This is a genomic window from Microcystis sp. M_OC_Ca_00000000_C217Col (assembly GCF_007095585.1).
Lineage (GTDB): Bacteria > Cyanobacteriota > Cyanobacteriia > Cyanobacteriales > Microcystaceae > Microcystis > Microcystis panniformis.
This window is the reverse complement of the sequence record NZ_SFBV01000163.1, coordinates 1-7,787: the sequence shown is the minus strand read 5'-3', so window position 1 is coordinate 7,787 and position 7,787 is coordinate 1. Positions and strand designations below refer to the sequence as shown.

Sequence of the window (7,787 nt, the reverse complement as noted above, 5' to 3'; positions counted from 1 at the left end):
GTAGGGAGGCACAATTATTTGTAGGATGGGTTAGCGGTAGCGTAACCCATGCGGGCGTTGGGTTTCATGCTTCAACCCAACCTACGTTCATCTTATATTTAATTCCACCCACCCACTTAAATTTCCGCCACGGCTCTTTCGATTAAACGACGAGCCAGGGTTTGAATGCCAGTATGTTCATAGTAATTAGTCGTCATATCGAGGAATGCACCGACATATACCAATTTATCGGCAGAAAAGTCGATAAATCCCTGAATTTTGCTCAATAATCCCTGCTGGGTCAAATCGCGCTCGCTGACAAAACCACTCATCCAACCTTTAGTCGAGTCGAAACTTTGACCGATAAAGTCTAATTTTCTGGCAGTATTTCCCCCCGGAATCAATTCTTTAATACTGCCGAAAGTGGAGTTAGATTCTAATTCTTCTGGGCTGAGAATGCTGAGGGTGGATTCCACTTTGCGGATAAAACTGCCCCCCAGGGGAATTAAACCATCCAAACAAACTAACGCCGCCATCCGCATCAGGGATTCGCCGCTATAATCTCCCAGAGAAGCGACGAAATCATCGATACTATCGCCCGGAATGCCATTAATTTGACAAAAAGCGACTAATTCGGTCACTAATTTCAAGGTTAGATCGATGGTTTGCGCTTTTTCGGGGGCAGGAGTTAATTTTTCGATTAAACCGCCCATGAGGGGAATTTTACCACCGACGGCATTAGCAAGAGAGGCGGCGGCTAGGGCATTATCGGCGCTGTCGATGGTTTGGTAGAGCCAGAGCGCCCGTTGATAGCCCTGGGATTTATCATTAAACAACCAAACGGCTCGATCGCCAATCTGTTGAATCATGCTTTCGTCGGTTTCGCCGGTGACTTTGATAATCGTATTTTTAAACCCGACTAGGTTATCCCACTGTCCCGGCACCACATAATCAAGGGTTTTGAGGACTTTGACGGTGAGATTATTCGTCGGTAATTTGTCCACCAGTTCAAAAATTGGCTTACTCACGGATGTCTCCTTACTTTAATTTTGCTAAACCATCTAAATCGAACTTAGCTAACCAAGCTTGGCGATCGCTGGCGGTAAAATCTGGCTCCCGCGATAAAACCTTGACTTGATAGCGATTATTGACTAAAACGGCGCTGGCGGTTGCACCCTGTTCCACAGAGGGAAAACCTTTGATTGTGGTTTGACTGTCTTGGAATTTATTGGCCGCGGCGGGATTATTGCTAATGTCAGATATGGCTAACATAGCCAGAACTTTGCCATCTTGCTTCAGTTTTGCCTCAGCAAAGCCTTTTTTCTCCTGGGTATAGACGCGCTCGTATCCTCCCCCAGAAGGCGGGAAAAACCGATTAAAACTGCCGCCAGAGGTGGATTCTTTCACCACTGCCGCCGCCCCGCGAGCGGTACTTTCCTGTTGCGCTTGGTCAAATTGCGAGGGAGCTTTAGCACAGGAAGTTACTAGCAATAGTACCGCCAATACCCCTGCTATCAAGATTTTGCCAAATCGAAAGTTCATAGTTCTCTTAATTAAAACTTGCTCAAGTTTGTTTGTAGTATATCTCTCGCTTATTGCTGATTATTGTTAAGTTTTTCTAGATTTTCTCACACCAGACCGAAAAAAACAGAAAATCAGCAAAATTCGAGTTAATAGCCAATTTTTAGGCGTTTATCTCAATATTACAGAAATATCCACTGCCGAGAAATTATCGGTAACTTTTCAATTAATACAAATGTATGAAAAACTGCGTGTAAGCATCTCCCATTTGGGGGTGCGATTTGTTTCTAGCCCAAGAATAGTCTAAAACCCTGACAGGGTAGGGCTTAAAGCTAGGGTGGGGATGGTAGATTGAGAAAAATGATCTGCACCCCCTAATCACTAGCTACAGTCCCGCAATTGCCCCCCGGGCCATAGATGCGATCGCTTGTTCCGTGGCCCGGGGTAGATGATAATATTTACCCCCGGCTTTTAGGGCTAATTCTTTGGCAAAACCAGTGGAGACGAATTTTTTCTCCGTATCGATAACCAACAACTTAATGCCTAAAGAGCGAATTTTAGCGGCAATATCGAGCAGTTCTGCCTTAATATCGGGTTTTTCTCCCTCCGGAATCGGTTCGCCTAGAGATTTCGCCAAAGGAATATTACTTCTCCCGTCGGTAATCGCCACAACCACCACTTGACCGATATCCCCCGATAAACGGGCATTCATCCCCACATGAACCGCTTGGGTTAAACCGTGGGCTAAGGGGGAACCGCCGCCACAGGGCAGGGTTTCTAGACGTTTTTTCGCTAGGGTAATCGATTTGGTCGGTGGCAATAGTACATCTGCTCGCTCACCCCGGAAAGGAATCAGGGCAATCTGGTCGCGATTTTCGTAAGCTTCCGTTAACAGACGCATAACCGCACCTTTGGCCGACTGCATCCGATTCAGGGCCATGGAACCAGAGGCATCAACCACAAAGACAATTAAAGAACCGGCCTTGCGGGCCAGCCGTTTTGAGCGCAGATCCCCTTCTTCTATAATCACATGACGTTCGGGATTCCTTAAGCGACGGGCTTTTTGATAGGGGGCAGCCGCCCGGAGAGTGGCATCGACGGCGACTCTTTTTACCTTGCCCCGGGGTAACATCGGCTTAATGTAACGTCCCCTATCTTCCGAGAAAATCAGGTTACGCGCCCCGGATTTCCCCTGACGCTGGGCCATCTGGGCAAAATACAACACACTGGGATCCAGTAAAACCCCTTCCGGGTCGAAAACAAATTCTTCCGGCAGATTATCGGGCTGTTCCGGTTCTTTTTCCTCCTCTTTCTCCTCCTCTTTTTCTTCCTGTTCCTGCTGGTTTTCGTCTTGGGGCGGTTCCGGTGGTGGCGGTGGTGGCGGTGGCTGTTGTTCCTGTTCCGGGGGTGGTGGCGTAATCAGCGATCGAGGTACAATAACTAATTCGACGGCTCTTTTTAGGTCATCGGCACTGACTAAATCCCGACCTTCTAAAGCGGCGGCGGCCTTGGCTACTCTCACGGCAAAAATCTCGGCACGATGACCTTCTACTCTACCTCGCACCGCTTCCTCCACTAGATAACTAATTTGTTCGGGTTTAATTTTTACCTCTTTTAACCATTCCCTCGCCAGAATAATTTCGGTTTTTAGATCATCGATTTCTTGGGCATATTGGGCGATAAAAGCGCTGGGAGAAACAGCATACTCGATCGCCTGATTGACGGCGGTGACTCGTTGGTCTAAACTAAGGACACCATCGGCGGAAAGGGCAATGGCAATTCTATCTAATAAATGGGTTCGTAAATCCCCTTCTTCTGGGTTATAAGTAGCGATCAGGATTGGTTTACAGGGATGTTGAAAACTGATGCCTTCCCGTTCGATTTGGTTACGTCCTTCGCTTAAAACTGTGAGTAATTGGTTAGCAATTTGGTCATCAAGTAGATTAATTTCATCGACGTAGAGAATTCCCCGATGGGCGCTGGCTAATAAACCGGGTTGAAAGACTGGTTCCCCCTGTTTCACCGATTCTTCCACATCGACGGAACCCAATAAACGATCCTCGGTGACTCCTAGGGGAATCTGCACGAAAGGGGCCCGGATAACTTCCGTGGCGACCTCTCCACTGCTATATTCTTCTTTAGTGCGATCGTCCCATTCGTCGGGATTGTTGGGATCACAATTAAAGACATTACCCGCGATAATTTCGATCGGTGGCAGTAGAGAATGTATCGCCCGCGCCATGACTGATTTGGCGGTTCCCCGACGACCGGCAATTACCACACCACCGAGGGCGGGATCCACGGCGGCTAAGAGTAGGGCTAATTTGATCGCTTCTTGGCCGACAACGGCAGTCAGGGGAAAATTGAGGGTCACAGTGGGCATAGATCTAGATTCAGGCGGCCAAATTCTAGTGTAAAACAGAAGCTCACTGGTCTGGCACTTTTCCTCTTTTGATTCCCGAACTCAGATTTTAAGTAGGTAGGCGTTAAAAATTATCAGACACCCCCCTTATCAAGGGGGGATTAAGGGGGGATCGGCACCCCCCTTATCAAGGGGGGCAGGGGGGATCGAACCTAAAATCCCTTTTTAATTTAATTATAACCAGCTACTTAGCCGCATCTCGATGGATTTCTTCAACCCCGAACCGATCGAGAAGTTGCCGGGTTAATCTAGGATTAGCTCCTGTTGACGGCTGTAGAGAGGACAAAAATATGATAGCGACAATAATCGATCGCCTTACGGAAACCAACCCGCAAATTATGCGAGAATGGCAAGGAAGATTAACCCCGAAAAATATCTCGATCGCCTCGGTTATCTCCCTTGTTGGTCAATTATTAGTTTACTTGTACTATCAAAGTCGCCTGCCGGTAGGGGCGGGATTTAGTCGTTACTGTACCGCTAATCCCCCCAATAACAACGACTATTATCCCTATAGTGGGATTAAATACTGTATCCAAGACTTAAATGGTCAATGGATGATTATCTCCCGGTTATGGTGGTTAGATATCTTCACTTTTCTGAGCATTACCGGCATTTTCGCTCTTTTAGTGGTGGGAACCTATCAATTAATCGCCGATCTTTCCGGGGAAGAGCGCCGGGGTACACTTAATTTTATCCGTCTGAGTCCCCAACCCGCCAGAACAATTTTTATCGGCAAACTTTTCGGGGTTCCCATTCTCCTCTATCTCGTCTGTCTTCTCGCTTTACCCTTTCACTTGGGGGCGGGTTTATTAGCAGGTATTCCCTTGTCGTTAATTTTAGCCTTCTACGCGGTTCTGATCGCTAGTTGTGCCTTTTTCTATCATGCCGCCCTCAGTTTCGCTTTAGCCACGCCATGGTTAGGGGGATTTCAACCCTGGTTAGGCAGCGCTACAGTCTTAATCTTTGTGTTTTATAGCACTATGTTTACTTCATCGGGCTATGGTGGTTCCCGTACCCCCTTTGATTGGTTAATTCTCTTTAATCCTAGTTTTGTCCTCCCCTATCTAGTTAAATCTACCTTTCTCCCCCCCGATGCGGTAGGCTATCTAGGAATCTCACAAATCTTTGATCTGCGTTGGTACGGTCAATCTCTCTGGCAATCGGTTACAACGGGTATTAGTTTAATTTTTCTCAATTTTGCCCTCTGCACCTACGGGTTAACCAGAATTATCCAGCGTCGCTTCCATAATCCCCTCGCTACTCTTGTTAGTAAACCCCAAAGTTACTGGATGATGGGCTGTTTTAGCGCTATTAGCCTAGGTTTTGTCTTCCAAACTCTGGAACCGAGCTATATTTTCGATAATTTTGCGATTCTTAGCGTTTTTGTGGCAATTTTTGCCTTGTTAATCCTTTTTGCCCTCACTCCCCCCCGTCAAACTCTCCAAGATTGGGCGCGCTATCGTCATCTACAAGGAAAAAAGGGCATTAGTCTGGGGAAAGCTTTAATCTTTGGCGAAAAAAGCCCTTCTACCCTAGCCATGGCTGTTAACGTCGCTATTGCTATTTTATTTATCCTTCCCGCTATTTTTATCGCCCCTCTCCATCAATATAAACTAGCCACTGCAGCCGGGTTTCTCTTGGCAATGAACATGATTTTAGTCTATGCCGCTATCGCCCAATTATTGATGTTAGCCAGCACAAATAAACGCGCTTTGCTGGCAGCCACTAGCATCGGCATTTTGATTATTTTCCCCTTCCTCTGTTTCGCTGTATTGAGAGTTAATCCCAGTCAATCTCCGCTTTTATGGTTTTTTACTTTTCTTCCCATTGCCGCTACTAAATACGCTACACTTCCCTCTTTCGCTTTGGCAATCTTCAGTCAGTGGTTGGGTTTAACCCTCGTCGGATGGCAAATTAATCGGCAATTAAATCGCCTTGGTGCCTCGACAACTAAAGCGTTAATCCCGGGCTGAAAAATACCGACTCACAGGGGGGATTAAATAATATCTCTTTGGTTAATTTTCTCCCCTTGAGTGTCGGTTAATTTTTTTTCCCAAAAAAGCTTGACAAAACCCCACGACTTGACAGATAATTTCTTATATAATGGGAATCCGTGCCTGCCTGCGACCCCCCTTTTTTCAGGTCAAATAAAGCCCAAAAAGATTAACCCCAAAAAGTAGGCTGAGTTAATCTCAGTTCCGGTGCTGATTCGGAGCATCTTTCAATTTTACAACGCCTATTGTAGGGCTAATTCATGAATTAGCCCTACACATAGTAATTTCAGTTCCCATCTGATTAGGAGCATCTTTCAATTTGACAACGCCACATTTTTACCCCACCACCGATAAACTATCAACAATTAGCGAGGGAGTATAACAGGAACCATTCCATTGATTATCGGCCCCCAAAGCGATTAAATTTTGCAAAGCCGTATAAACATTTCCCGTCACCATTGTATCTTTAACTCGTCCGGTGATTTTGCCCTTTTCTATGCGATAACCCAGATCGATATTGACAGAAAAATCGCCCGAAATATCCGCCCCATGACCTAAAATTTGGTCGATAACTAGGCCTTCATCTATTTGCGAGATTAAATCCGCTAAAGTTCCCTCTCCCGGTGCCACGATTAAATTAACCAAATCCGGCATGGGATAAACCCCTAAACTAGGACGAAAACCGTTCCCCGTCGGAGTAGTTTTTAATAGTCTGGCTGTGGTACGATCGCTATAGAATTCCTTAACTCTACCTCCCTCAATTAAAGATAAAAATTTGGTAGGAGTTCCCTCATCATCAAAGGGACAACTATAGGGTTCTCGGTCTGGTTGTTGGGATAAAGTGAACTTTTCTGACATCACCAATTGACCGATTTTATCACTCCAGGGCGAGGACTTTTCTAAGATCTGTTTACCATTTAAAGCCATCGCCACCGTACCCCATAACAGGGTAACTGCATTAGCAGTCAATAAAATTGGTAATTTTCCCGTGGGACTATCCACATTATTGGCGGCCCATTGTAGTCGCTGTAATAACTGTTTAATTACCGTATCGGGATGAGGTGTACTGCGGGTATATTCCCCATCATAAACCGCGAGAAAATCCTCCCCCCGTACCCATTCAATCCCCAGGTAATAACTCAAAGCTGTATCGGTATATTGACAATATAAACCCTGGGAATTAACCAAACGGGTGATTTCCCGTTCACATTCCCATTCACCACTACAAATAACCTCAGGATAAACTTGGCGAATTTGGCCAATCATTTGATTACCCATCTCGATTAAAGATTCTACGGCCACATCCTGGCCAATCGGGTCATAAATTGCCTGTCGTGGTGCCGAAAATTCGATTTCTTCGGGGGCATTGAGATAGGATAAATTTAACGCAGTTTCTACTAAAATTTCCGGTTCCACATCACCATAACCCACCGCTAACCCTGGACAACCCTCGCGCCATAATCTTAAGGCAGTTCCCACGGATTCGGAACTTTCTAGCTGTTTGAGACGATTAGCCTCAAAAAAAACGGGATGGGAAAGGGAGGAAGATTGATAAACTTCGGCTGCCACCGCTCCTGATTTGAGAGCCAGTTCGATGAGTTGTTGCGGATCGATCGTCATGGTGATAGTTTTTGAGATGATAGCTATCTGATTATCTCAAGCCCTGGCGCTTCGGCGCAAACAAGATAGCAGCGGCTGATAAGACTGCGGGGAATTAAGAAATTTTTGCTTATTCATCGATATTTTTGAGCAAAGTTGACATCCTCGCCGCCCTAAAAGTGCGGCGATTCCTAAACCTCACGATTTAAGTTTCTGCTTCCACCACCGTCGCATACCACAGTTAAAAAACCATGTACTGTCTTACACAGAGT

The 7,787-nt window shown here is 46.0% G+C and carries 5 protein-coding genes; 1 reads left to right on the top strand and 4 read right to left on the bottom strand.

Translation table 11 applies throughout. The features are described from left to right. Nucleotides 1–116: 116 nt before the first annotated feature. From EWV66_RS09545 to bchD, 3 genes are all read right to left on the bottom strand, one after another. Nucleotides 117–1,007, bottom strand: coding sequence for a hypothetical protein (locus EWV66_RS09545; protein ID WP_072926515.1), 891 nt, complete (start codon nucleotides 1,005–1,007; stop codon nucleotides 117–119). A gap of 10 nt (nucleotides 1,008–1,017) precedes the next feature. Further along, nucleotides 1,018–1,521 (bottom strand): hypothetical protein, encoded by a 504-nt coding sequence (locus tag EWV66_RS09540; RefSeq protein WP_072926513.1) that lies wholly within the window; start codon nucleotides 1,519–1,521, stop codon nucleotides 1,018–1,020. Nucleotides 1,522–1,885: 364 nt separating this feature from the next. Continuing rightward, entirely contained in the window at nucleotides 1,886–3,883 is a 1,998-nt protein-coding gene (gene bchD, locus EWV66_RS09535) for a magnesium chelatase ATPase subunit D (RefSeq protein WP_072926511.1), read from the bottom strand. 329 nt (nucleotides 3,884–4,212) lie between these two features. Here bchD and EWV66_RS09530 point away from each other — a divergent pair, with 329 nt between their 5' ends. Then, nucleotides 4,213–5,895, top strand: coding sequence for a hypothetical protein (locus EWV66_RS09530; RefSeq protein ID WP_287108486.1), 1,683 nt, complete (start codon nucleotides 4,213–4,215; stop codon nucleotides 5,893–5,895). A 357-nt stretch (nucleotides 5,896–6,252) separates the two neighbouring features. On the opposite strand, the gene EWV66_RS09525 is transcribed toward EWV66_RS09530, so the two are convergent. After that, entirely contained in the window at nucleotides 6,253–7,536 is a 1,284-nt protein-coding gene (locus EWV66_RS09525; protein WP_052278131.1) for a TldD/PmbA family protein, read from the bottom strand. Nucleotides 7,537–7,787: the final 251 nt, after the last annotated feature.